Source organism: Microvirga sp. CF3016, from assembly GCF_036314085.1.
Lineage (GTDB): Bacteria > Pseudomonadota > Alphaproteobacteria > Rhizobiales > Beijerinckiaceae > Microvirga.
This window is the reverse complement of record NZ_JAYGGM010000004.1, coordinates 14552-36523: the sequence shown is the minus strand read 5'-3', so window position 1 is coordinate 36523 and position 21972 is coordinate 14552. Positions and strand designations below refer to the sequence as shown.

Here is a 21972-nt window from a genome sequence, read left to right as displayed (position 1 = left end):
ACTACCCCTTCACGGCGCCTGCCGTGAGCCCCGCCACGATCTTGCGCTGGAACACGAGCACCAGGGCGATGATCGGAATGGTCACGATGACGGAGCCGGCCATGATGGTGCCCCAGGGCAGCTCATAGGCGGTCGAGCCGCTCATGAGGGCGATGGCCGGCGGTACGGTGCGGCGCTCGTTGGTGAGCGTGAAGGTGAGGGCGAAGAGAAACTCGTTCCATGAGACGATGAAGGCGAGAAGGCCCGTGGTCACGGCGGCGGGCGCCATGAGCGGCAGGAACACGCGCCGCACCACGATCCATGGGGTCGCACCGTCCACGAAGGCCGCCTCCTCGATCTCCTTCGGCAGCTCGCGCATGAAGGTGGTGAGCACCCAGATCGTGAACGGCAGGGTGAGCATGAGATTGGCGAGGATGAGGCCAGGCAGGGTGTTGTAGAGGCCGAAGCTGCGGATCAGCTCGAACATGCCGGCGAGCACGGCGACCTGCGGAAACATGGAGACGGCCAAGATGGTCATCAGCAGCAGAGATCGGCCGCGAAAGGCGATTCGCCCGAAAGCGTAAGCCGCCGTGATCCCCAATCCCAGCGACAGAGCCACCACGGAGCCCGACACGACGACCGAGTTCAGGATGTTGCGGCCGAAGGGTTGGCGCTCGAACACGGCGACGTAGTTCGAAAGATCGAGGCGTTCCGGAAGGTAGACCACCGAGAACAAGTCATTGCCAGAGCGAAAGGACGATACGATCGCATAGTAGAATGGAAACAGCGCGAAGAACGCGATGACGATCACGAGCAGCCAGAAACCGGTCCGAGCGAGAAGCCTCATCGCGGATCCTCCCCGAGCCGCACGCGCCCGGCCGCGAGCGTGATCACCACGACCAGCGCGATGATGAGGAAGATCAGGGTCGATGCTGCGGAACCCAGCCCCACCTCCTGGAAATCGACGAGCTGCTGGCGCGCATAGACGGACATGGAGGCCGTGTCCTTCGAGTTCGACGTCAGGACGTAGATGAGATCGAACACTCGTAAGGCATCGAGGGAGCGGAAGATCACCGCGACGAGCAGCGCCGGCTTGATGAGCGGCAGCGTCACACGGAAGAAGACGCGGATGGGGGAGACCCCATCCACCTTCGCGGCCTCGTAGATGTCCTGCGGCAGCATCTGAAGAGCCGCCAGGATGAGCAGGGCCATGAAGGAGGTGTGCTTCCAGACATCCACCATGACGGCGGACCACAGCGCCGTGTCGGCGTTGGCCGTCCAGGTGACGGGCGCTGCGATCAGGCCGATGCGGAGAAGGAGATCGTTGATGACGCCGAACTGGTCGTGCAGCATCCAGTTCCACATCTTGGCCGACACGATGGTGGGGATCGCCCAGGGGATGAGGATGATCGCCCGCATGAGGCCGCGGCCCGGGAACGCCGCGTTGAGGATCAGCGCCACGATGAGGCCGAGCACGGTTTCGAGAGAGACCGAGACAACGGTGAACCACAGGGTGTTCCAGACGGAATGCCACCAATCCGGTTCGGTCAGGATCCCGAACCACTCGTCATCGTATCGGGCGAGATAGTTCTCGAGGCCGATGAACTCGTAGTCGCTCAGGTTGTTGAGGTCGGCATCGGTGAAGCTGAACCAGATCGTCCGCGCCAGCGGCCAGCCTGCGATGAGCGCGACGACGATCAGGCTCGGCGCAATGAACAGCCACGCCGCCCTGATGCGCGAGCGCGTCAGGGACGAGCGGCGTCCCTGAACTTGGCCCTGCACGGGGATGCCGGCTTCAGCGACGGCACCGCTCATGCTCATTGCCAGCCGCTGCGCTTGATCCGCTTCAGGTCACGGTCGAGGCGTCCCAGCGCCTGCGCGGGTTCGGAGCGCTTGGACAGAACCTGGTGCGCCGCATTGAAGAACTCGGTCGAGACCTTGTTGTAGTTCTGGCCCGTCACCGTGGCGGGACGTGCGACCGCATTGCTGAACACGTCCACCAGATCGCCGATGAACGGATTGGCCCTGGCGATGTCCGCATCGCCGTAGAGCGACACGATGGTCGGATTGAAGGAGCCTTCGACGGCACGGCGCTTCTGCTCGGCCTCGCTCGTCAGGTACATCACGAGATCGGTCGCGGCTTCGGCGTTCTTCGAATATTTGGAGACGGCGAGGAGCTGGCCTCCGAGGGTGCCCGCATGGCGACCGTCCGCGCCGCCCTTCGGCAGGGGCGCGATGCCGACCTTGTCCTTGATGGTGCTGTCGCCGCCCTGAGCCAGTGCCCAGGCATAGGGCCAGTTGCGCATGAAGGCGGCGTTGCCGGCCTGGAAGACGCCGCGCGCTTCCTCTTCCGTGTAGTTGAGCACGCCCTCGGGTGTGATTGTGCCGACCCAGCCGGCGGCCGTCTTCAAGGCCTCGACGGCCTTCGGGTTCTCGATGGTGACCTCGCCCTTCTCGTCGACGATGGTGCCGCCGTTATGGGAGGCGATCCATTCGAGCGCGTTGGTGGTCAATCCCTCATAGGCGCGGCCCTGCCAGGTATAGCCCCAGAAGTCGCCGCGGCCCTCCTTGCGCTCGCCCTCCTGGATGAGGCGCGCGGTCTCGGTCAGGTCGGCCCAGGTCTGCGGCACGGGGCGCTTGTATTTGTCGAGCAGGTCCTTGCGATAATAGAGCAGCCCGGCATCGGCGAACCACGGCACCGCCATCAGCTTGCCCTCGACGCGGCTGGTCTCGACCATGGCGGGAAGATGGTCGCCGATCGTGCCCTGCGCCTTGGAGGTCAGGTCGAGCAGGTGATTGCCCAGGGTACCGGTCCAGACAACGTCGATCTGGAACACGTCGATGTCGCCGGCGCCCGCGGCGAGAAGCTGCTGGAAGAGGGCGAGGCGCTCGGTGGCGGAGTTCGGCGTCGAAACGATCTTGACCGTATTGCCGGTCCTCTTAGCCCAAGCGTCGGTGCCCTGCTTGCAGATCTCGTATTCCTTGCCGAGGGCGCTGCACGAGATGGAGATCTCGACGGCCCAGGCGCTGGTGGATGCGAGGAGCCCGACGGCTGCGGCGATGCTGGCAATGAGGCGGGACATGGCTATCCTCCTGCAGACTTGATGTTTATTGCTTAGCTTCTTAAAGCCCCACTGATCGTTTTGTTCCTGTCGGGCGTGGTCGGGCGGCGCGGCCGCCCCATCTCATCTTGCCGAAAACGAGGGCTTATCCATGAAAATCACCTGGTTCGGTCATTCCGCCTTCCGGCTCGACTTTGCCGGTAAGGCCGTGCTCATCGATCCGTTCTTCACCGGCAATCCGGCCTTCGAGGGTGACAGGGCGAAGATCACCGAGGGCATTTCCCACATTCTGCTCACCCACGGCCATGGCGATCACGTGGGCGATACTGCGGACATCGCGAAGGCGACGGGCGCCAAGGTGGTGACCAATTTCGAGCTCTGCATGTATCTCGCCAAGCAGGGCGTCGAGAACGTCGATCCCATGAACACGGGCGGCACGACGGACCAGGACGGCTTCACCGTCACCCTCGTGCGGGCGGACCATTCCTCGGGCCTCGTGGAGATGGATGTGAACTTCCCGCTCGGCAGCGCCAACGGCATCATTGTGAAGGCGCCGGGTGAGCCCACGATCTACCACATGGGCGACACGGACATATTCGGCGACATGGCCCTGATCGCCGAGATCCATCGGCCCGACGTGGTGATCGTGCCCATCGGCGACCGCTTCACCATGGGCCCCGAGGTCGCGGCGCTCGCGGTCGAGCGATACTTCACCGGGGCGAAAGCGGCGATTCCGTGCCACTACGCCTCCTTCCCGCCGCTGGTGCCCAACGCCGACCGCTTCGTCGCGGCGCTCGACGGCAAGGGCGTCCAGGTGGTGGTGCCGCACAAGACCGTGGGCGTGACGGTTTAGCCCTCCGCCGTGGTCACCCCTCCCCACAAGGGGAGGGAAGCAGCGCTCTATTCTGTAGCCGATCCCGGATCTTCGCCGCGCTTCGTCCGGGATGACGTCGAACATCGCGAGGGTTGCCGGCACATCCAACGTTGCCCCCCGGCGCGGGCGGGTGCTATAGGCCGCGCAAGCAATTTCCAAGGGGTATGACCATTCATGTCGGTCGATGAGAAAACGGTCCGCCGCATCGCCCATCTGGCGCGCATTGCCGTGACGGATGCGGAGGTGCCTCATCTCCAGGGCGAGCTCAACGCGATTCTCTCCTTCGTCGAGCAGCTCAACGAGGTGGACGTGGAGGGCGTCGAGCCCATGACCTCCGTGACGCCCATGGTCATGAAGAAGCGCCAGGACGGCGTGACCGACGGCGGCTATCCGGACAAGATCGTCCAGAACGCTCCCGCCACGGAAGACAACTTCTTCCTGGTGCCCAAGGTGGTCGAGTAGAAGGCAAGCCGCCTTTTCCGAGACTATCCCCGGGCAAGCGCAGCGCGAGCCGGGGATCCCGCGAAGATGATGGCGCCGTTTCGGCGCCGAAGAAGAGATCCAGTCCCGTGACCGAACTGACCTATCTCACGATCGCCGAAGCCCGCGACGGCCTGAAGGCCAAGACCTTCTCGGCCACCGAGCTCGCTCAGGCCCATCTCGCCGCCATGGAGAAGGCGAGGGCGCTCAATGCCTATCTGGTCGAGACGCCCGAGAAGGCGCTTTCCATGGCCAAGGCCTCGGACGAGAGGATCGCCCGGGGTGAGGGCGGGGCGCTCGAGGGCATTCCGCTCGGCATCAAGGATCTGTTCTGCACCGAGGGCGTGACCACCACGGCTGGCTCGAAGATCCTCGGCAATTTCACCCCGCCCTATGAATCCACCGTCACCCGGAACCTCTGGAACGACGGCGCCGTGATGCTCGGCAAGCTCAACCTGGACGAGTTCGCCATGGGCTCTTCCAATGAGACCAGCGCCTTCGGGCCCGTGGTGTCGCCCTGGCGGCGTGAGGGCTCGAACGTGAGCGCCGGCGCGTCCGGGGCCATCGAGGGCACCCATCTGGTGCCCGGCGGCTCCTCGGGCGGTTCGGCGGCGGCGGTTGCCGCCCATCTCTGCCTCGGCGCCACCGCGACCGATACGGGCGGCTCGATCCGCCAGCCGGCCGCCTTCACGGGCACGGTCGGCATCAAGCCGACCTATGGGCGCGTCTCCCGCTGGGGCACGGTGGCCTTCGCCTCGTCCCTCGACCAGGCCGGCCCGATCACCCGCACCGTGCGGGACTCGGCCATCATGCTGCGCTCCATGGCGAGCCCCGACCCCAAGGACACCACCTGCGTCGACCTTCCGGTGCCGGATTACGAGGCGGCCGTCACGCGCGGCGTGAAGGGCCTCAAGATCGGCATTCCGAAGGAATACCGGGTCGACGGCATGTCGCCCGAGATCGAGCAGCTCTGGCACCAGGGCGCCGAATGGCTGCGCGCCGCCGGGGCCGAGATCGTCGAGGTGTCGCTGCCGCACACGAAATACGCGCTGCCCGCCTATTACATCGTGGCCCCGGCCGAGGCCTCCTCGAACCTCGCCCGCTATGACGGCGTGCGCTACGGCCTGCGCGAAAACGGCCGGGACATCGTCGATCTCTACGAGAAGACCCGCGCCGCCGGCTTCGGCCGCGAGGTCAAGCGCCGCATCATGATCGGCACCTATGTCCTCTCTGCCGGCTATTACGATGCCTATTACGTCCGCGCCCAGAAGCTGCGCACCCTGATCAAGCGCGACTTCGAGGAGGTCTATGCCCAGGGCGTCCACGCGATCCTCACCCCGGCCACCCCGTCCTCCGCCTTCGGCATCGGCGAGAAGGGCTCGGGCGATCCGGTCGAGATGTACCTCAACGACATCTTCACCGTGACGGTGAACATGGCGGGCCTGCCGGGCATCGCCGTGCCGGCCGGGCTCGATGCGCAAGGGTTGCCGCTCGGCCTCCAGCTTATCGGCCGTGCCTTCGACGAGGAGACCCTCTTCGCCGCCGGTCAGGTGATCGAGGATTCCGCCGGCCGCATCAGGCTGCCCCAGGCTTGGTGGGCGTGAGAGACGTGCACCCCACCGTTCCTGTCATCCATCTCTGGGACTGGCTGCCCGCCGCCTTCGATCCTGTCCTGATCCTCATCGCCGTCTGGCTCGGCTGGAAGGCCGACCAATTCGGCAAGGTGCTGATCATCGGCATGGCGGCGCTTGCCGTGTCGGCGCTCTTCTCCTGGGCGGTCAGCAGCCTAGGCCTGCCCTGGATAGCCCCGGTGCGCTCCGACGCGCTGACCCTGTTCCCGGTCCGCTTCGTGGCAGCGTTGCTCTGGGCGAGTGCTGCCTTTGCGGCCCGGCGGGTGGCGAGACGCTGAAAGCCCCGGTTTCGCGGCGACAACACTTCGATCGTTGCCGAAGCGTCTTGGGGCGACTTTCTTCCTGTGTTGTGTCAGGTTCGGGCCGCTGTTCCCCCTCGCACGACACGGATCTTCCACCATGGCGACGCGCCTCCCCAAGACCAATCATGCCATCGAGCTCGCGCTCCTCGCCACCCTCGCAACACTCTGGGCCTCGTCCTATACCTTCATCAAGATCGGCATCGACACGATTCCGCCGATCACCCTGATCGCCGCCCGCACGCTGATCGCGGGTGGAATCCTCGTGCTCATCATGCGCTGGCGCGGGATCCGTCTGCCGCGGGATGGGGCGAGCTGGCGGAACTTCGCGGTTCAGGCCTGCCTCAACAGCGTCATCCCCTTCACGCTGATCGCCTGGGCGGAGAAGTCCATCGATGCGGGGCTTGCCGTCATCCTGAACTCGATGACGCCCGTCTTCACGTTCCTGATCACCTGGCTCTGGTCCCGGCACGAGGCGACGTCGCTTCGTAAACTCGCCGGGGTCGTCCTCGGCCTTGCCGGAACCTGCATCATCGTCGGAGGACAGGCCCTCACCCATGTGGGCCAGGAGCTCGCCGCGCAACTCGCCGTCGTGCTGGCCACAATTTGCTATGCGGGAGCCGCCATCTTCGGACGCAACTTCAAGAATCTCGACCCGATGGCGCCGGCGGCGGGCTCGCTCCTGTCGGGGGCGATTATCCTGCTGCCCTTAAGCCTGATCGTGGACCGGCCCTGGACCCTGGTGCCGTCGGAGGCGTCGATCGTGGCGCTCGTCGGGCTGGCCGTCTTCTCGACCGCCATGGCCTTCGTCATCTATTTCCGCCTGATCCGCACCCTCGGCTCGGTCGGTACCACGGCCCAGGCTTATCTGCGGGCACCCATCGGCATCGCCATCGGGGCCTATTTCCTGGGTGAGAGCCTCAGCGAGGCGGCCTGGATCGGGCTTCTCTGCATTCTGGGCGGCGTCGCCTTCATGACGATGCCGCAGGGGACGCGGACAAAGGCCATTCGGGTCGCGTAAGAAGATTAGGTCTCGGCCAGCCCGGCGCCGGACCCCGCCGGATTGCCGAGCGCCGTGGCGATTTCCGCGAGCGTCGCCTTCTCGGCATCACTCACGGCCACACCGCCGAACCCCAGGAAACCGCCTTCCTTGCCGGCTTCCGCCGATTTCTGCGCGACGCTCCACAGCCAGGATTTGAAGGCGGATGCCTCGTCGGGAGCCTTGGCGTCGAGCAGGCCCGAGACCGCATGAAGCTCCTCGATGGCCTTGCGCTTGACGTCGGCGAACTGGCTGCCCTTGAACTGGGCCTGGAAGGATTCCCGGACGGCGTTCCGCGTCTCGGCGTTGGCGATGTCGTCGGCGACTGCCTTCACGAGCGGGGTGGCCTGTGCATCCTGCTTCGCTTCCAGGAGCGCCCAGCCGCTCGACATGGATTCCTGCAGAAGGCTCCAGAGCCCGCCCGGATCGGCAGCGGTGATCGCCATGCTGGCGACCACAGGGCTCGCGACGAGGCGGGACCATTCCTCAGGGGTGAAGCTGGATTTGCTCGCCATCTCGGTGCTCCTGATCGATGCGGGATTTCTCCAAGCGTAACCGCTCGTTCGCCCGGTTGGTTCCTCACGGGAGCGGGCGGGGCCGCCGACGAAAAATGGGCCTGACCCTGAGGTCAGACCCATCCTGCGCAGTGTTGACGCGAGACGCGATGTTACTGCGGGTTGGCCGGAGCCGACGGAGCGGCCGGAGCCGGGGTGGCCGGCGAGGTCGGGGTGGCCGGAGCGGTCGAGGAACCGCCGGTCGCGCCGGAACCAGTGCTCGGCGAAGAGCTTTCCGTCTGGGTGCCGGTGCTGCCGGTGGTGCTCGGCTCGTTGCTGCCGCCATCATAGAAGAGGAAGGCCAGCAGGCCCAGCGCGACAACAAGTCCGCCGATCACGTAAGCAAGTGTGTTCGAACCACGTCCCGTGTTATCGTAGACGTTGGTCTCGCGATTGTAGACATTCGGTTCGCGATCCATGGGATCCATAGCCATTTTGAAACTCCTTGACCGTTTTACCTCCCGAACAACGCGTCATGTCGGATAGGGTTTCACGCGAGCGTGGCAATTATTTTCGAAATCTGTGCATAAAATATTTCTAATCTTAACGATTGGGTAAGCACTCTGAACGGCCGTTCATCTTGAAAGGGGTTGACCCGTTTGAGGCTCGCCCGTACTCCGGGCAGAGCATCGCGCGGAGAAGTGGACCCGGTTTTCGCTGACGCGGCCCTTCGGGTCCGCACGAACGATGCTCTCCTTTATAGAGGAGGCATCGGATGGGTCCCAAACGTGCAAATCCACATTTGGGTCCGATGCTTTGGCAAAGGCGAGAGATTAAAGGCGCAAGGTTCATGAACGCTCCGGTCAACCCTAAGAAGCTCATCAAAGGCGCGACAGGCGATTGGGAAATCGTCATCGGGATGGAAATCCATGCCCAGGTTACGAGCCAGGCCAAGCTGTTCTCCGGCGCCTCGACGGCCTTCGGCAACGATCCCAACAGCAACGTCTCTCTCGTGGACGCGGCCATGCCGGGCATGCTGCCCGTGATCAACGAAGAGTGCGTGCGCCAGGCGATCCGCACAGGGCTGGGCTTGAAGGCCGAGATCAACCTGCGCAGCACCTTCGACCGCAAGAACTACTTCTATCCGGACCTGCCTCAGGGCTACCAGATCAGCCAGTACAAGAGCCCCATCGTGGGCGAGGGCGAGGTGATCGTGGACGTGCCGGAGACCGGCGAGACCATCACGGTGCGCATCGAGCGCCTGCATCTCGAGCAGGATGCCGGCAAGTCGATCCACGACTTGCACCCCACCTTGAGCTTCGTCGACCTCAACCGCTCGGGTGTGGCCCTGATGGAGATCGTCTCGAAGCCGGACCTGCGCTCGGCCGACGAGGCGCGCGCCTACGTGACCAAGCTGCGAACGATCCTGCGCTATCTCGGCACCTGCGACGGCGACATGGACAAGGGCAACCTGCGCGCCGATGTGAACGTATCCGTCCGTCGTCCCGGCGAGGAGTTCGGCACCCGCTGCGAGATCAAGAACGTCAACTCCATCCGCTTCATCGGCCAGGCTATCGAAGTCGAGGCGCGGCGCCAGATCGCGATCCTGGAGGATGGCGGCACGATCGATCAGGAGACCCGCCTCTACGATCCGGGCAAGGGCGAGACCCGCTCCATGCGCTCCAAGGAAGAGGCCCACGATTACCGCTACTTCCCCGATCCGGACCTGCTGCCGCTCGAGTTCGACCAATCCTATGTGGACGATCTCGCCCAGCACCTGCCGGAACTGCCCGACGAGAAGAAGGCACGGTTCATGGCCGATTACGGCCTCTCGCCCTATGACGCCAGCGTGCTGGTGGCCGAGCGCGCCTCCGCCGACTTCTATGAGGAAGTCGCCAAGGGCCGCGACGGCAAGGCCGCGGCGAACTGGGTGATCAACGAGCTCTTCGGCCGCCTCAACAAGGAAGGCAAGGACATCACGGAATCACCCGTCTCGGCAGCCCAGCTCGGCGCCATCATCGAGCTCATCGGCGAGAACGTGATCTCCGGCAAGATCGCCAAGGACCTGTTCGAGATCGTCTTCACCGAAGGCGGGGATCCGCGCGAGATCGTGGAAAAGCGCGGCATGAAGCAGGTGACCGACATGGGGGCTATCGAGAAGGCCGTGGACGAGATCATCGCCGCCAACCCGGACAAGGTCGAGCAGGCCAAGGCGAAGCCCACGCTGCTCGGCTGGTTCGTGGGCCAGACCATGAAGGCCACCGGCGGCAAGGCCAACCCGCAGGCTCTCAACGAGATCCTTAAAGCTAAGCTCGGGATCGAGTAGGGCCATTCGGCTCCTCCTGGCGGATCAAGTCCGCCGGGCCTTTGCAAGGCGCTCCCCGTGACCTCGCAGCCCAATCCCTTCGCTCCGCACTGGCTGATTCGCGACATCGTGATCAGTGCGCACAAATCGGCCGTAGGTCCGGGCGGGCTGCTGTTCCTTGGCGATTCCATCGTGGAAGGGTTCTATTGGAACCGCATCGGCGCGCTGCCCGTGCTGAATGCGGGTTTCTCAGGCATCTGGACCGAGGCGCTGGAACCGCGGGTGCCGCTGCTTCTCAACTCGGCGGAGCCCAGCATTGCGGTGCTGCTCGTCGGCACGAACGATGCCAAGAAGGACTGCACCGAGACTGCCCTCGACGAAGTTGCGGAGCATTTCGAGCGGATCGTCGGTCATTTCGGCGACGCGCAGGTTCCCGTCGTGGTGCTGACACCACCGCCCATCGAGCCATCCAGACGCCTGACGAGCTTCTATTCCCCTGACGCCGTAGCGTCGTTGAGCCGCCGCATCCTGCGGATCGCCGAGGGCCGCGCGGCCGGCATCGTCGACCTGCAGAACGCCTTTGCGGATGAGAATGGGGCGGCGAGAGAGGGGATGACGACCGACGGCGTCCACCTGTCGGCGCAGGCTTATCGTCTGCTGCGAGAATCGCTCGAAACGACGATCACTACAATAACGAGAGAGAGGGGCCATGACGGAAGCAGTCAGAAAAATTGAAGATCAGCCGAACATTCGGCCTGTCGTCGATGCGGACGCGCAGGATCTCTTCGGGCTCCTGTCGCTGTGCTACGCGGAATATCCGGGCTGCTTCGTCGATCCGCACGACGATCTGCCGGACCTGCGCACGCCCGGCTCATGTTATGCCCAGACCGACGGTGCCTTCTGGGCCGTGGAGGACGAGCGCGGACGGGTCTGCGCCTGTGTGGCCGTGGATTTTCCCGAGAAGGGCACGGCGGAACTGCACCGGCTCTACGTACGCTCCGACCGGCGCGGGCAGGGGCTCGGCGCCCTGCTCGTGCGCCGAGCCGAGAGCCATGCTCGTGCCAAGGGCGCGGAGCGCATGGTCCTATGGTCCGACACGCGCTTCACGACCGCGCACGGGCTCTACAAGCGATGGGGCTACACGCAAATCGACGGGCAGCGCCAGCTCACCGATATTTCCAGATCGGCGGAATATCGGTTCGAGAAGGAGCTTTAGGATTCGTGTCTGGTAAGTCCACGGAAGATCGGGTATTCTGATCCGGTGGCTGATCCCTCAGCCGCTTTTTCATCAACCTCAGCCGAAGGAGGCGTCACATGGCCGATATTTTTGCTCCATGCACCCACGCCGCAACCCTTTCCTTCAATAACGCTGCAGGTTTCGATGAAGCAGATTACGCTTTCCCTCGTCTGGTTGACCGTTCGCATTGATCTGATCCCGACCGTGCGCGAGCGCGGCCAGACCTCCAGAAAATCCCTCATTCACTCCGAACTGCAATCGTCCCTTCGCGCAAGGCTCAGTCCTCATCTGCTCAAGGACATCGGTGAGAATGTGAGCGGACGCGATTGACGATGATCACAAGTCGTGCGGAAGGACACAGTCGCTCTGTGCCCTTCCGCCATCAATCTCGGCGAATATCGGGTTGATCGGTCACGGGATCTCGTAGACGAGGAACTCGTCGTTGATGCCGCGCAGTGCCGTCTTCTGCAGTGTCGGCTGCAGGCCCTGCCGTTCTATGATCTGCGAGGCTTTCGGATTCTCGACCACGGAGTCGGTCGCGAAGATCGCACGCGAGACGGCAAGCCCCTGCACACGGGACGCGATGTTGACCGTCTGGCCGAAATAATCCTGCCGGTCGTTCAGCGTCACGGCGAGGCACGGTCCCTCGTGGATGCCGATCTTGAGCAGCAGGTCCTCGCTTCCGCGCTGCTCGTTGAGGCTGCGCATCGCCTCGCGCATGCGCAGGGCCGCCGAAATCGCGTGATCCGGTGTCGGGAAGGTTGCCATCACGGCATCGCCGATTGTCTTGACCACCGCTCCGGCCTCGGCCGCGACGATCTCGTTGAGAACGCGGAAATGTTCCCGCACGAGATCATAGGCGACGAGATCGCCGACGCGCTCGTAGAGTTCCGTCGATCCCTTCAGGTCCGTGAACAGGAAGGTGAGGCTGGTGATCTTCAGGCGCTGATCGATGTCGAGCGTGTCGGTGCGGTAGAGATCGCGGAAGGTCTGGTTCGTGAGCAGGCGCTTCGCCGTCAGGAACGGGCGCCGTTGCTCCAGCAGGTGATGCAGCGGGTCGCTCGCGACCCAGACGGCTGGCAGGACGCGGCGGTTCGTGCGGTTTTCCAGAGAGATCCGCAATGGTCCCGGCTGCATGACCAGGGTTTCGTTCTGCGGGTGACTCTCGTTGAGGACGAGCGAGAGGCTCTGGCGCTCGCGGGTGGGCTCGCCCTTCACGTCGATGAACTGGGCGGCATGCGTGACCGGGTCCATGACGATCACGAATTCCGCCGGAAGCTGCAGGGACAGGATCGCGCGTTCGCCAGGCGGGAGTTCGACTGCATCGAGCACGATCTCGTCGATCAGCTGGTCGAAGTTTTCCGGTAGGTCGACGCCCGAGCCCCAGAAGATCTGGCGCATGTATTCGTACATCGGGAGGGTGTCGGGGTCGTGGGCCGCAATCTTGCGTACGCGCGGGCTTACAGTGAACGTGACCTCGACCATCTCGTCGAGGGTCGGCTCGTACCCGGCGGCGCAGAGGGCGCAGCTGTATTCGTCCTGGTTGATCGATTTGAGGCTCATTCCCGCCTCGAGCACCCCACCGCAGCCTGGGCAGAGCACACTCCAGGACATCTCGAACAATCCGAGCCGGGCGGCATGGAGAAACGCCGCAACGACGCGATCTTCATCGAGCCCGTTCCTCGCCGCGAAGGCGAGAACGTTGATGTGATTCAGTTCTGGGTCGGGCGCCTCGCGGATCAAGCGCTCGACGGCATCGACCACATCGGTGTCGACATCGGCCGATTGCCGCAGGATCGCGAGGAATTTCTCGTCTTCACTCATGGTGCAGCCTTCTTGGGAGAAACGCCCGGGCCGGTGACAGGACTGAGCGCCCAGGCAGGCGCTCGCCCGTCCATCGGGGCTGCCAGGCGGTACATGTCACGATGGTACGCCTTGGCTACGAATCCTTATCACGGATGAGCATAGGCCCTTATTCCGGCAATGTGAGGGCAGGTGGAGCGCCTGTCAGACATTTCTGCGTTCGAGCTCAATCCGCCGCGACGCCGAATTCCTCCGCGTAGAGATTGGCGACGCGCGTCTGCCACAGGCACAGAACCGGCGCGACGATCAGCTCCACGATCAGCCCGCCGACCATGAAGAAGGACGGCAGCCCGGTGAGGATCAGTCCGATCAGGCGGCCCAGGCCGCCGATGACCACGAGAAGGGTGAGCAGGCGGAAGCGGCCGGTCCTGATCTCGATCGACGGCAGGGTGCTCCAGAAACAGAGGCCGATGCCGAGGAGCAGGCCGGACATGAAGCGGAAATGGCTTTCCGCCGAGATGCTGACCGCATCGCCCGTGAGCGCCTGCCCGAACAGGACGCCATAAAGGCCGGTGGCAACGGGAATGGTGGCGACGACGGCCACGCTCTGCTGCAACAGTTTCCGCTCGCGTTCCATGTTGGCCATGGCATCCCCCAATCAATGGGATTCTGCTCCTTTTCGTGCGCGAGACAATCGATTAGGGTCCGCGGGCCACAGAATTTTCTCACGCGGGGAAGCGCATCATGCCGGCACGGTTCGAACTGCACGGGTTTGCCTATTCGGGGCCGACCTACAAGGTGGCTCTCGCCCTGTCGCTCATGGGCGAGCCGTTCGATTACGTGCATGTCAACATGATGCAAGGCGAGCATAAGCAGCCTTCGCACCTGTCGCGGCAGCGCTACGGCCAGGTGCCCCTGCTGCTCGACCACAACAATGGGCGCCATCTGTGCCAGTCGGCGGCGATCCTGGAATATCTCGCCGACATGACGGGCCGTTTCGGCGGCGCCGATCTCGACGAGCGCCTGCGGGTGCGCGAGTGGATGTACTGGGATTTCGACCGTCTCGCGGCGCCGTTGTACAAGGCCCGCGTGGTCAAGGCCGGCTTCCGCCAAGCGGCTCCCGAGGTGGTCGATGACTGCATCCAGGCCGCCAGGAACGCGCTCGGGGTCCTGGAGAGCCATCTCGCCGGCCGCGCCTGGCTGGTCGGGGAAGGCGTGACGGTCGCCGACATCGACATCTATGGGGTGGCGGTTTTCGCCGGCGAGGCGGGCATCGAGCTTGCCGACTATCCCCAGCTCAAGGCGTGGACGACGCGCATCGAGGCCTTGCCCGGCTACAAGGCGCGGACGGAACTTCTGCCCATGGCATCCAGGGCCGCCGCATGAGCGCTCTCTCGATCCGCGAAGCGCAGGCGGGCGACCTGGAAGCGATCATCCGCCTGCACGAGGAGGACGAGCTGGGCTCGCACGGCGATGTCTGGTCGCCGGAGACGCGGCCCGCCTATGAGGCCGCTTTCGCGGCGATTCAGGAAAGCCGCGACAATCGGCTGTTCGTGGCCCTCGACGGCAACGAGGTCGTCGGCACGTTCCAGCTCACCTTCATCCCCAACCTCACCGGACGCGGCGCCATGCGCGTGAAGGTGGAGAGCGTGAAGGTGAAAGCGGCCCGGCGCTCGGGCGGCATCGGCGCGCAGATGATGGCATTTGCCGAGGATTACGCTCGCAGGCAAGGGGCCAGAGCGATGGAGCTGACCTCCAACAAGACCCGCAAGGACGCCCACCGCTTCTACGAGCGCCTCGGCTTCGCCCGCAGCCACGAAGGATTCAAGAAGAAGCTGTGAACGCCAGCCGAGTCCAGGGTGATGGCCGGCCCTGTGCCGGCCATCCCGATCGGACGAGCGCGGCGCTTCACACAAGCAGGATCACTGGGACAAGCCCGGTGACGACAGGCGGACCATTCAGATGGGGCTCAGGCCTTCATGCCGCCCTTCAGGCGCGCGTTACACTCGCTCCAGTACTTCGGCCACTTGGCATCCTTCGCGAGCTTGCCGCCGGCCTTGGCTTCCTTCCATTCGGCGCTGCACTTGGCCATGCGTTCGCGGGCGGCGAGTTGAGCGGCGGTCGGCTCCTTCTTCGGCTTCATCTCTGTCGCATGAGCGGCGCCTGCGAAGGAGAAGGCCATTGCGGCAGCGAGCGCGGAATTGACGAGAAGCTTCATGTTCGGATCCCCCATTGGCGCTCTTCGGCGCTCCGAACACTTCATAATGAAATATTGGAACATGCAAGGCCTCGAGGTCAGCCATGCGCCCTTTCCACGGAATTTCATTGCAGGCGCTGGTGCCAGTCCCGATCTTATGTCTTAACGTTCAGCACGGATCCGTGCGTTACGTAAGGAGAGGCAATCCATGGCGGCTGCCGCGCAGAAACCGATCGATCTCTATTACTGGCCGACCCCGAACGGATGGAAGATCACCATCATGCTCGAGGAATGCGGGCTGCCTTACGCGATCCACCCGGTCAATATCGGCAAGGGAGACCAGTTCGCGCCTGAGTTCCTGGCGATCTCGCCGAACAACAAGATGCCCGCCATCGTGGACCACGACGGGCCGGACGGCGACCCGATCTCCGTGTTCGAATCCGGCGCCATCCTGCAATATCTCGGCCGCAAGACCGGCCGGTTCTACCCGCAGGACGAGCGCCGGCGGGTCGAGGTCGATCAATGGCTTTTCTGGCAGATGGGCGGCTTCGGCCCCATGCTCGGCCAGACGCACCATTTCCGCATCTACGCGCCGGAAAAGGTGCCTTACGCCATCGAGCGCTACACCAACGAGACCAACCGCCTCTACGGCGTGCTCGACAAGCGGCTCGCGGATCGGGAGTTCGTGGCCGGCGAATATTCCATCGCCGACATGGCCATTGCCCCCTGGGCGAAGCTGTGGGAGCGCCAGGGCCAGAACATCGACGAGTTCCCGCACGCCAAGCGCTGGCTGGCGACCGTGCTCGCCCGCCCGGCGGTCCAGCGCGGCATCGGGGTCAGCTCCGAGGATCGCGAGAAGACCGACCTGACCGATCCGAAGGTCCAGGCCGTGCTGTTTGGGCAAAGGGCGCGCTAGCTTCCTTGAAAAATGTCATTCGGACTGTGAAAGGAGAATTATGTTCTCTTTCCCGGTCCGACCCTTCCCGTCTTCGAACAGACGGAGGGATCGGTCTTCGCTAGCATCGCCTCCATCTTCGAGAGTGTGATACGGCGGCCGTCCTCATCCAGAGGATCGCACGCCGGAAAATACTCTTTCCCCACGACCAGCAGCTCAGTGGCATTTTTGACGATCCTGCACAGAAATTCCCGATCAGGATCTTTGGGCCCGACCTTGAGCAGGAGGCGCCTGAGCTGCATCGCCTCTGCCATTGCTTCTTCCCAGCGAAGGTTCAGAGCTTTCGTACACTCTGCCGCTTGAGCGGTGGCAGCACTTACCACAATCAGGAAAGGAGCCAAGAACAGCCTTGCCATGGAAAGCCCCGAATACAAGCTCATGATACTGTTATCATGTATCATTAAGGCTGTCGAGCGAACCAGGGATAGATCCCTAATGTCCACAGCACAGACTTCCCCAAGACTGCAATTGAGGTTTCGTGATCTCGAGCCTTAATTCGCCTTCGTCCAGGTCTGCGAGCGGCAGATCAGGCCGCCGAGGACGCAGCCGGAGAGTTGGAGGGTGGTCGGGCTCATCACCTTGAGCTTGCCCGTATAGGTCTTGCCGTCCTGAGGGTTGTAGAGCTGGCCGCTGTAGCCGTCGCCCTCCGGCTTGGCGTCCCAGATCATCCGGACGCCCACGATGTTGCGGTCCCGCAGCTTCGGGTCCGAGTTGTTCGTATCTTTCTCGTAGGTAGAGGATACGATCGTGCCGCAGAGAGCGGCGCCGCATTTGGCGATCCTGACCCGGGTGTCGCCGCTCTGGGTGAGCCAAGTCCCGCTCGGATCGGCTGACTGGGACTGCGCCGGAACGGTCAGCAGGGCAAGGCCGAAGGCAACCAGGATAGCTTGTTTCATGGGAAAGTCCCTCATTGTCGATCTTCGCCGGATCGATCTGAAGAGAACACTAGGGGAGGCGGTTAAGCTTTCCAAGCACGCGCGGCAAAAGGCGCTTGAGGCTCAAGGGGCTCGCCGCTATAAGCGCCGCACTTCATCAATTCCCATCCCCGATCAAAGCGAGTTGTCATGGCCACCGAGCGCACCTTCTCCATCATCAAGCCCGACGCGACCGAGCGGAACCTCACCGGCGCCATCAATGCCGTCATCGAGAAGGCGGGCCTTCGCATCGTGGCGCAGAAGCGCATTCTCATGAGCCGCCGCGAGGCCGAGACCTTCTACGCGGTCCACAAGGAGCGCCCCTTCTTCGGCGAGCTCGTGGACTTCATGATCTCGGCCCCGGTCGTCGTTCAGGTTCTCGAGGGCGAGAACGCGGTCCTGCGCTATCGCGAGATCATGGGCGCCACCAACCCGGAGAGCGCCGCCGAGGGCACGATCCGCAAGCTCTACGCCAAGTCGATCGGCGAGAACTCGGTCCACGGCTCCGACAGCCTGGACAATGCCAAGATCGAGATCGCCCAGTTCTTCTCGGGCAACGAGATCGTCGGCTAAACATCTCTGTCATCCCCGGCGGCCCGGCAGGGCCGGGAAGGGGATCCAGGTCAGAGCGGGTGAGTGGATTCCCTTCCCCTTCTCTACGCTCAGGCCGGGAATGACACCAAGTCGAGAAGGCCGCCTTCGGGCGGCCTTTTCATTTTCCGGCCTTTCCCTCATCATGCACCCGCCATGAACCAAGCTCCCCGCATCGAACGCCGCGCCTCCGTCTGTCCGCACGACTGCCCCTCCGTGTGCTCCCTCGAGGTGGAGGTGATCGACGGGCGAACCATCGGACGGGTGCATGGGGCGAAGAGCAACAGCTACACGGCCGGCGTGATCTGCGCCAAGGTGGCGCGCTACGCCGAGCGCATCCACAACCCGGACCGGCTTCTCTATCCGTTGAGGCGTACCGGCCCGAAGGGGTCGGGCCAGTTCGAGCGGATCTCCTGGGAGGAGGCCCTCGACATCGTGGCCCAAAAATTTCTGGAGGCGGAGCGGGAGTTCGGGTCGGAATCCGTCTGGCCCTATTACTATGCCGGCACCATGGGTTACGTGATGCGCGACGGCATCAACCGCCTGCGCCACGTGAAGAAGTATTCCGGCCAGTATTCCACCATCTGCACGGCCATGAGCTGGACCGGCTACGTGGCCGGAACCGGGCATCTGCGGGGCGCCGATCCGCGCGAGATGGCGGCCTCCGACTGCATCGTGATCTGGGGCACCAATGCGGTCCATACTCAGGTCAACGTGATGACCCATGCGATGAAGGCCCGCAAGGAACGCGGGGCTAAGATCGTCGCCATCGACATCTACAACAATGCCACCCTGAAGCAGGCAGACATGGCGCTGGTCCTGCGTCCCGGAACCGACGGAGCGCTGGCCTGCGCGGTCATGCATGTGCTCTTCCGCGACGGGTTGGCGGACTGGGACTATCTCGAGCGCTACACCGACCACCCACGCGAGCTGGAGGAGCATCTCAAGACCCGCGATCCCGCCTGGGCTTCGGCCATCACCGGCCTGTCTGTGGAGGAGATCGAAGGCTTTGCCAGGCTCGTGGGCACCACGAAGCGCACCTATTTCCGCCTCGGTTTCGGATTCGCGCGCCAGCGCAACGGCGTGGTCAACATGCATGCCGCGCTGTCGATTCCGGCCGTGACCGGCGCGTGGCAATACGAGGGCGGCGGGGCTCTCCACTCGAACAGCGGCATCTTCCATTGGAACAAGGCGCTGATCGAGGGGCATGACGCCATCGATCCGTCGATCCGCATTCTCGACCAGTCGCAGATCGGCCGCATCCTCACCGGTGACGTCGAGGCGCTCTACAACGGACCGCCGGTCAAGGCGATGCTGATCCAGAACACCAACCCGGTCTCCGTCGCGCCGGAGCAGGAGCTGGTGAAGCAAGGCTTCGCCCGCGAGGATCTCTTCATCTGCGTCCACGAGCAGTTCATGACCGAGACGGCCCTCATGGCCGACATCGTGCTGCCCGCGACCATGTTCATGGAGCATGACGATCTCTATTCCGGCGGCGGGCACCAGCATTTCCAGGTCGGGCCCAAGCTCATCGAGCCGCCCGGCGAGTGCCGCTCGAACCACGAGGTCTTCCGCGGCCTCGCGCAGCGCCTCGACGCCCGGCATCGCGGCTTTGTCATGGAGCCGCGCGAAATCATCGATTGGACGCTTCGGAACTCCGGATGGGGCAGCTTGGAGAACCTGGAAGCCCACGTTCACTTCGATGCCCAGCCACCTTTCGAGGAGGCGCATTTCCTGAAAGGTTTCGGCTATCCGGACGGCAAGTTCCGCTTCAAGCCCGATTGGACCAAGGTTCCGTCCTACAACAACGGCCCGATGGGTCCCTGGGCCACCATGCCGGCCTTCCCGGACCACTGGGGCGTGATCGAGGCGGCGACGGACGAACATCCGTTCCGGCTCGCGACGAGCCCGGCGCGGAACTTTCTGAACTCCAGCTTTACGGAAACCCCGACCTCCCTCGACAAGGAGCGTCGGCCCGAGGTGATGATTCATCCGCTCGATGCGCAGCCGCAGGGCATCGCCGATGGTGATTGGGTGAAGCTCAGGAACCATCGCGGCGAGGTCTATCTGCGCGCCAAGCTCTTCGATGGCGTGCGGCGCGGCGTGCTCATCGCCGAGGGGATCTGGCCCAACGCCGCCCATCCTTTCGGTCGCGGCATCAACACGCTCACCGGCGGCGATCAGGTGGCGCCCTATGGCGGCGCGGCCTTCCATGACAACCGGGTGGCTCTGGAAAAGGCCGATCTCGACCCGAGGCTGGAACTGCCGATCGCCCGCAAGCACCATCGTGCCGAGGCGGTTGTTGGCTAAGTCTTAAGCCTATCTGCAGCTCCCCCTTGATCCCTAACGGCCAAGCCTATTCTTAGACGCCGAACGTGATTTCATCTCTGGGGAGCCATCCATGACTTCGACCCTCCGCACGCTGCTCCTGGCAGCCGCCGTCTCCGTGAGCACCACATCCGCCTTCGCGGCCGCGTCCAACACGCCGACCCAGTACCAGCCCGACCCGGCGCTGAAGACCGAGAGCGTGTCTCAGCTGCGCTCCCGCGTCAGCCAGGCCTGCGCCGTCACGCAAGCCCGTCTCCAGAGCGGCGTCAGCGAGGCATCCTTGAGCCGCAGCTGCGACTGCTATGCCGGTCGCACCATGCGGTCCTTGAGCGCCGACGAGCTCCAGGCCTACCGGGACACTGGCGTGTTCAACGACACGGCCCGCGCAAAGGCGCTTTCGGCCCTCGACGCCTGCAAGCTGCCGCGCCCGCGGATTTGACGGGATTGGAGGCACCACTTCCCGGTTCTTTGGCGGCCTCGGTCTGATGCCCTAGATTGTCCGCCATGCCTGTGTCGGTCCACCTCACCCGCCTCCCGGCCGTCGCTCTGGCGGCCGTTCTCGCATGCGCCGTTCCGGTGCCGGGAGGCTCAACGCTCCAGGCGCAGGACACACGTCCTGCCACCGAGGCGCAGTTTCGGGATTGGCTCGCCCAGACGGTCTGGCCCGATGCCGAGAAGCAGGGCGTTTCCCGGGCAACGTTCGAGCGAAGCCTGCCGATGCTCAGGCTCGACTGGGAGCTCCCGGAGCTTATGCCGCCGGGCCGTGCGGCGCCGCCTGATGATCAACGTCAGGCGGAGTTCCGGAGCCCGGGGCTCTATTTCGTCGAGGCCCAGCTCGCATCTCTGGCGAAGGACGGTCGCGAACTTCTGCGGCGATGGGGCTCCGCTCTCGACGGCATCGAGCGCCGTTACGGCGTGCCACGGGAGATCGTCGTGGCGATCTGGGGGCGGGAGTCGCATTTCGGCCGTGTGAAGGCGCAGCACCCGGCCTTGAGGGTTCTGGCCACGCAGGCGTTCATGGGACGTCGGCGCGCCCTCTATTATCCGGAGCTTCTGGCCGCTCTGGTGATCCTCGAGGAGGATCATTTTTCCGGCGAGACCCTGCTGTCGTCCTGGGCGGGAGCCATGGGGCAACCGCAGCTTCTCCCTTCGAAGTTCCTGCGATACGCCGTCGACGCCGACGCGGACGGGCGGCGGGATATCTGGCTCTCGGTGCCGGACAGCCTGGCATCCATTGCGAATTATCTGCGTGAACACGGCTGGAAGCCGGAGGTCGGCTGGGGTTTCGAGGTGAGCCTGCCGGAGGCTGTTTCCTGCACGCTCGAAGGTCCGGGTCAGGGCAGGCCCATGCAGGAGTGGCGGCAGCTCGGCCTGAAGCCGGTCGGCGGCAAAGCGGTGCCCGAATGGAGCAGCGACACGACCGCCTTCCTGGTGATGCCCGCGGGCCGCCTCGGGCCGGCTTTCCTGGTGTCCGAGAACTTCTACGTTCTCAAGCGGTACAACGAGTCCGATCTCTATGCGCTGTTCATCGGCAACCTCGCTGATCGCATGGGAGGCGCCTCGGGATTCGCAGGGCGGTGGCAGCCGGTCGATTCCTTGCGGCGTGGCGACATCCAGGCCATGCAGGAGCGGCTGAAGGGGCAGGATTACGATGTCGGGAAGGTGGACGGCTTGGTCGGCTTTGCCACGCGCACGGCGGTCGGCCGATGGCAGATCAAGAACCGCCGCGCCGAGACCTGCTTCCCCGACGGGGCGCTCGTCCAGGCGATCCGCTGAACCCGCCA

Annotated in this window: 26 protein-coding genes; 16 read left to right on the top strand and 10 right to left on the bottom strand. The window is 64.2% G+C overall.

Annotated features, from left to right (window positions below; translation table 11 throughout):
• Position 1: 1 nt before the first annotated feature.
• From VB672_RS06610 to VB672_RS06600, 3 genes are read right to left on the bottom strand one after another with little or no spacing between them, the layout of a single operon-like run.
• Complete coding sequence (locus VB672_RS06610; protein ID WP_329783385.1) at positions 2-826, bottom strand: carbohydrate ABC transporter permease; 825 nt, start codon at positions 824-826, stop codon at positions 2-4.
• The gene (locus tag VB672_RS06605; RefSeq protein ID WP_329783384.1) at positions 823-1794 is read right to left on the bottom strand and encodes a carbohydrate ABC transporter permease; all 972 of its coding nucleotides are present in this window, start codon (positions 1792-1794) and stop codon (positions 823-825) included. The genes VB672_RS06610 and VB672_RS06605 overlap by 4 nt, the downstream gene beginning before the upstream one ends.
• 2 nt (positions 1795-1796) lie before the next feature.
• On the bottom strand, positions 1797-3062 hold the full coding sequence (locus VB672_RS06600; RefSeq protein ID WP_329783383.1) for an ABC transporter substrate-binding protein: 1266 nt from the start codon (positions 3060-3062) through the stop codon (positions 1797-1799).
• A 130-nt stretch (positions 3063-3192) separates the two neighbouring features.
• Between VB672_RS06600 and VB672_RS06595 the strand changes: the two genes are divergently transcribed.
• The 5 genes from VB672_RS06595 to VB672_RS06575 all read left to right on the top strand — a co-directional run bounded on the left by VB672_RS06595 (position 3193) and on the right by VB672_RS06575 (position 7346).
• Positions 3193-3894 carry a metal-dependent hydrolase gene (locus tag VB672_RS06595; protein WP_329783382.1) on the top strand — a complete coding sequence of 234 codons (702 nt, stop codon included), beginning with the start codon at positions 3193-3195 and terminating at the stop codon, positions 3892-3894.
• A gap of 195 nt (positions 3895-4089) precedes the next feature.
• The gene (gatC, locus tag VB672_RS06590) at positions 4090-4377 is read left to right on the top strand and encodes an Asp-tRNA(Asn)/Glu-tRNA(Gln) amidotransferase subunit GatC (RefSeq protein WP_329783381.1); all 288 of its coding nucleotides are present in this window, start codon (positions 4090-4092) and stop codon (positions 4375-4377) included.
• 107 nt (positions 4378-4484) lie between these two features.
• Entirely contained in the window at positions 4485-5999 is a 1515-nt protein-coding gene (gatA, locus tag VB672_RS06585; RefSeq protein ID WP_329783380.1) for an Asp-tRNA(Asn)/Glu-tRNA(Gln) amidotransferase subunit GatA, read from the top strand.
• A complete protein-coding gene (locus VB672_RS06580; protein WP_329783379.1) occupies positions 5996-6304 on the top strand; it encodes a hypothetical protein in 309 nt (102 codons plus the stop codon). The genes gatA and VB672_RS06580 overlap by 4 nt, the downstream gene beginning before the upstream one ends.
• Positions 6305-6425: 121 nt before the next feature.
• Positions 6426-7346, top strand: coding sequence for a DMT family transporter (locus tag VB672_RS06575; RefSeq protein ID WP_329783378.1), 921 nt, complete (start codon positions 6426-6428; stop codon positions 7344-7346).
• A 5-nt stretch (positions 7347-7351) separates the two neighbouring features.
• Here VB672_RS06575 and VB672_RS06570 read toward each other — a convergent pair whose 3' ends face one another.
• Both VB672_RS06570 and VB672_RS06565 read right to left on the bottom strand, forming a co-directional pair.
• Complete coding sequence (locus VB672_RS06570) at positions 7352-7879, bottom strand: hypothetical protein (RefSeq protein ID WP_329783377.1); 528 nt, start codon at positions 7877-7879, stop codon at positions 7352-7354.
• 152 nt (positions 7880-8031) lie between these two features.
• Positions 8032-8352: an LPXTG cell wall anchor domain-containing protein gene (locus tag VB672_RS06565; RefSeq protein WP_329783376.1), complete on the bottom strand. Its 321-nt coding sequence runs from the start codon at positions 8350-8352 to the stop codon at positions 8032-8034.
• Between the two features lie 356 nt (positions 8353-8708).
• Between VB672_RS06565 and gatB the strand changes: the two genes are divergently transcribed.
• The 4 genes from gatB (at position 8709) to VB672_RS06545 (ending at position 11730) form a co-directional block, all read left to right on the top strand.
• A complete protein-coding gene (gene gatB / locus VB672_RS06560; protein WP_329783375.1) occupies positions 8709-10184 on the top strand; it encodes an Asp-tRNA(Asn)/Glu-tRNA(Gln) amidotransferase subunit GatB in 1476 nt (491 codons plus the stop codon).
• Between the two features lie 57 nt (positions 10185-10241).
• Positions 10242-10898, top strand: coding sequence for an SGNH/GDSL hydrolase family protein (locus VB672_RS06555; RefSeq protein WP_329783374.1), 657 nt, complete (start codon positions 10242-10244; stop codon positions 10896-10898).
• Positions 10873-11379, top strand: coding sequence for a GNAT family N-acetyltransferase (locus VB672_RS06550; RefSeq protein WP_329783373.1), 507 nt, complete (start codon positions 10873-10875; stop codon positions 11377-11379). The genes VB672_RS06555 and VB672_RS06550 overlap by 26 nt, the downstream gene beginning before the upstream one ends.
• A 165-nt stretch (positions 11380-11544) precedes the next feature.
• Positions 11545-11730: a hypothetical protein gene (locus VB672_RS06545; RefSeq protein ID WP_329783372.1), complete on the top strand. Its 186-nt coding sequence runs from the start codon at positions 11545-11547 to the stop codon at positions 11728-11730.
• 81 nt (positions 11731-11811) lie between these two features.
• Here the strand turns inward: VB672_RS06545 and VB672_RS06540 are convergent, their stop codons facing one another.
• Together VB672_RS06540 and VB672_RS06535 are read right to left on the bottom strand one after the other, a co-directional pair.
• Positions 11812-13224: an adenylate/guanylate cyclase domain-containing protein gene (locus tag VB672_RS06540; RefSeq protein ID WP_329783371.1), complete on the bottom strand. Its 1413-nt coding sequence runs from the start codon at positions 13222-13224 to the stop codon at positions 11812-11814.
• A 205-nt stretch (positions 13225-13429) separates the two neighbouring features.
• Positions 13430-13840: a DUF4345 domain-containing protein gene (locus tag VB672_RS06535; RefSeq protein ID WP_329783724.1), complete on the bottom strand. Its 411-nt coding sequence runs from the start codon at positions 13838-13840 to the stop codon at positions 13430-13432.
• Between the two features lie 107 nt (positions 13841-13947).
• Here VB672_RS06535 and VB672_RS06530 point away from each other — a divergent pair, with 107 nt between their 5' ends.
• Together VB672_RS06530 and VB672_RS06525 are read left to right on the top strand one after the other, a co-directional pair.
• Positions 13948-14589, top strand: a complete 642-nt coding sequence (locus tag VB672_RS06530) for a glutathione S-transferase family protein (RefSeq protein WP_329783370.1) — start codon at positions 13948-13950, stop codon at positions 14587-14589.
• Complete coding sequence (locus VB672_RS06525) at positions 14586-15044, top strand: GNAT family N-acetyltransferase (RefSeq protein WP_329783369.1); 459 nt, start codon at positions 14586-14588, stop codon at positions 15042-15044. The genes VB672_RS06530 and VB672_RS06525 overlap by 4 nt, the downstream gene beginning before the upstream one ends.
• Positions 15045-15172: 128 nt before the next feature.
• Here VB672_RS06525 and VB672_RS06520 read toward each other — a convergent pair whose 3' ends face one another.
• Positions 15173-15421 carry a hypothetical protein gene (locus VB672_RS06520; RefSeq protein WP_329783368.1) on the bottom strand — a complete coding sequence of 83 codons (249 nt, stop codon included), beginning with the start codon at positions 15419-15421 and terminating at the stop codon, positions 15173-15175.
• Positions 15422-15608: 187 nt separating this feature from the next.
• Between VB672_RS06520 and VB672_RS06515 the strand changes: the two genes are divergently transcribed.
• Positions 15609-16316: a glutathione S-transferase N-terminal domain-containing protein gene (locus VB672_RS06515; protein WP_329783367.1), complete on the top strand. Its 708-nt coding sequence runs from the start codon at positions 15609-15611 to the stop codon at positions 16314-16316.
• A 38-nt stretch (positions 16317-16354) separates the two neighbouring features.
• Here VB672_RS06515 and VB672_RS06510 read toward each other — a convergent pair whose 3' ends face one another.
• Entirely contained in the window at positions 16355-16735 is a 381-nt protein-coding gene (locus tag VB672_RS06510; RefSeq protein WP_329783366.1) for a hypothetical protein, read from the bottom strand.
• A gap of 111 nt (positions 16736-16846) precedes the next feature.
• Positions 16847-17251, bottom strand: a complete 405-nt coding sequence (locus VB672_RS06505) for a DUF2147 domain-containing protein (RefSeq protein WP_329783365.1) — start codon at positions 17249-17251, stop codon at positions 16847-16849.
• A gap of 168 nt (positions 17252-17419) precedes the next feature.
• On the opposite strand from VB672_RS06505, the gene ndk reads away from it, so the two are divergent.
• The 4 genes from ndk to VB672_RS06485 all read left to right on the top strand — a co-directional run bounded on the left by ndk (position 17420) and on the right by VB672_RS06485 (position 21964).
• The gene (ndk, locus tag VB672_RS06500; RefSeq protein ID WP_329783364.1) at positions 17420-17842 is read left to right on the top strand and encodes a nucleoside-diphosphate kinase; all 423 of its coding nucleotides are present in this window, start codon (positions 17420-17422) and stop codon (positions 17840-17842) included.
• A 174-nt stretch (positions 17843-18016) separates the two neighbouring features.
• The gene (locus VB672_RS06495; protein WP_329783363.1) at positions 18017-20170 is read left to right on the top strand and encodes a molybdopterin-containing oxidoreductase family protein; all 2154 of its coding nucleotides are present in this window, start codon (positions 18017-18019) and stop codon (positions 20168-20170) included.
• A 91-nt stretch (positions 20171-20261) separates the two neighbouring features.
• Entirely contained in the window at positions 20262-20627 is a 366-nt protein-coding gene (locus VB672_RS06490; RefSeq protein WP_329783362.1) for a hypothetical protein, read from the top strand.
• A gap of 65 nt (positions 20628-20692) precedes the next feature.
• A complete protein-coding gene (locus VB672_RS06485; RefSeq protein WP_329783361.1) occupies positions 20693-21964 on the top strand; it encodes a lytic murein transglycosylase in 1272 nt (423 codons plus the stop codon).
• The last annotated feature ends 8 nt before the right edge of the window (positions 21965-21972 follow it).

Excerpts from the sequence above, each read along its gene's own strand:
- VB672_RS06610 (WP_329783385.1), bottom strand. The coding sequence starts at position 826 with ATGAGGCTTCTCGCTCGGACCGGTTTCTGGCTGCTCGTGATCGTCATC.
- VB672_RS06605 (WP_329783384.1), bottom strand. The coding sequence starts at position 1,794 with ATGAGCGGTGCCGTCGCTGAAGCCGGCATCCCCGTGCAGGGCCAAGTT.
- VB672_RS06600 (WP_329783383.1), bottom strand. The coding sequence starts at position 3,062 with ATGTCCCGCCTCATTGCCAGCATCGCCGCAGCCGTCGGGCTCCTCGCA.
- VB672_RS06595 (WP_329783382.1), top strand. The coding sequence starts at position 3,193 with ATGAAAATCACCTGGTTCGGTCATTCCGCCTTCCGGCTCGACTTTGCC.
- gatC (WP_329783381.1), top strand. The coding sequence starts at position 4,090 with ATGTCGGTCGATGAGAAAACGGTCCGCCGCATCGCCCATCTGGCGCGC.
- VB672_RS06575 (WP_329783378.1), top strand. The coding sequence starts at position 6,426 with ATGGCGACGCGCCTCCCCAAGACCAATCATGCCATCGAGCTCGCGCTC.
- VB672_RS06570 (WP_329783377.1), bottom strand. The coding sequence starts at position 7,879 with ATGGCGAGCAAATCCAGCTTCACCCCTGAGGAATGGTCCCGCCTCGTC.
- VB672_RS06565 (WP_329783376.1), bottom strand. The coding sequence starts at position 8,352 with ATGGCTATGGATCCCATGGATCGCGAACCGAATGTCTACAATCGCGAG.
- gatB (WP_329783375.1), top strand. The coding sequence starts at position 8,709 with ATGAACGCTCCGGTCAACCCTAAGAAGCTCATCAAAGGCGCGACAGGC.
- VB672_RS06550 (WP_329783373.1), top strand. The coding sequence starts at position 10,873 with ATGACGGAAGCAGTCAGAAAAATTGAAGATCAGCCGAACATTCGGCCT.
- VB672_RS06545 (WP_329783372.1), top strand. The coding sequence starts at position 11,545 with ATGAAGCAGATTACGCTTTCCCTCGTCTGGTTGACCGTTCGCATTGAT.
- VB672_RS06540 (WP_329783371.1), bottom strand. The coding sequence starts at position 13,224 with ATGAGTGAAGACGAGAAATTCCTCGCGATCCTGCGGCAATCGGCCGAT.
- VB672_RS06535 (WP_329783724.1), bottom strand. The coding sequence starts at position 13,840 with ATGGAACGCGAGCGGAAACTGTTGCAGCAGAGCGTGGCCGTCGTCGCC.
- VB672_RS06530 (WP_329783370.1), top strand. The coding sequence starts at position 13,948 with ATGCCGGCACGGTTCGAACTGCACGGGTTTGCCTATTCGGGGCCGACC.
- VB672_RS06525 (WP_329783369.1), top strand. The coding sequence starts at position 14,586 with ATGAGCGCTCTCTCGATCCGCGAAGCGCAGGCGGGCGACCTGGAAGCG.
- VB672_RS06520 (WP_329783368.1), bottom strand. The coding sequence starts at position 15,421 with ATGAAGCTTCTCGTCAATTCCGCGCTCGCTGCCGCAATGGCCTTCTCC.
- VB672_RS06515 (WP_329783367.1), top strand. The coding sequence starts at position 15,609 with ATGGCGGCTGCCGCGCAGAAACCGATCGATCTCTATTACTGGCCGACC.
- VB672_RS06510 (WP_329783366.1), bottom strand. The coding sequence starts at position 16,735 with ATGAGCTTGTATTCGGGGCTTTCCATGGCAAGGCTGTTCTTGGCTCCT.
- VB672_RS06505 (WP_329783365.1), bottom strand. The coding sequence starts at position 17,251 with ATGAAACAAGCTATCCTGGTTGCCTTCGGCCTTGCCCTGCTGACCGTT.
- ndk (WP_329783364.1), top strand. The coding sequence starts at position 17,420 with ATGGCCACCGAGCGCACCTTCTCCATCATCAAGCCCGACGCGACCGAG.
- VB672_RS06495 (WP_329783363.1), top strand. The coding sequence starts at position 18,017 with ATGAACCAAGCTCCCCGCATCGAACGCCGCGCCTCCGTCTGTCCGCAC.
- VB672_RS06490 (WP_329783362.1), top strand. The coding sequence starts at position 20,262 with ATGACTTCGACCCTCCGCACGCTGCTCCTGGCAGCCGCCGTCTCCGTG.
- VB672_RS06485 (WP_329783361.1), top strand. The coding sequence starts at position 20,693 with ATGCCTGTGTCGGTCCACCTCACCCGCCTCCCGGCCGTCGCTCTGGCG.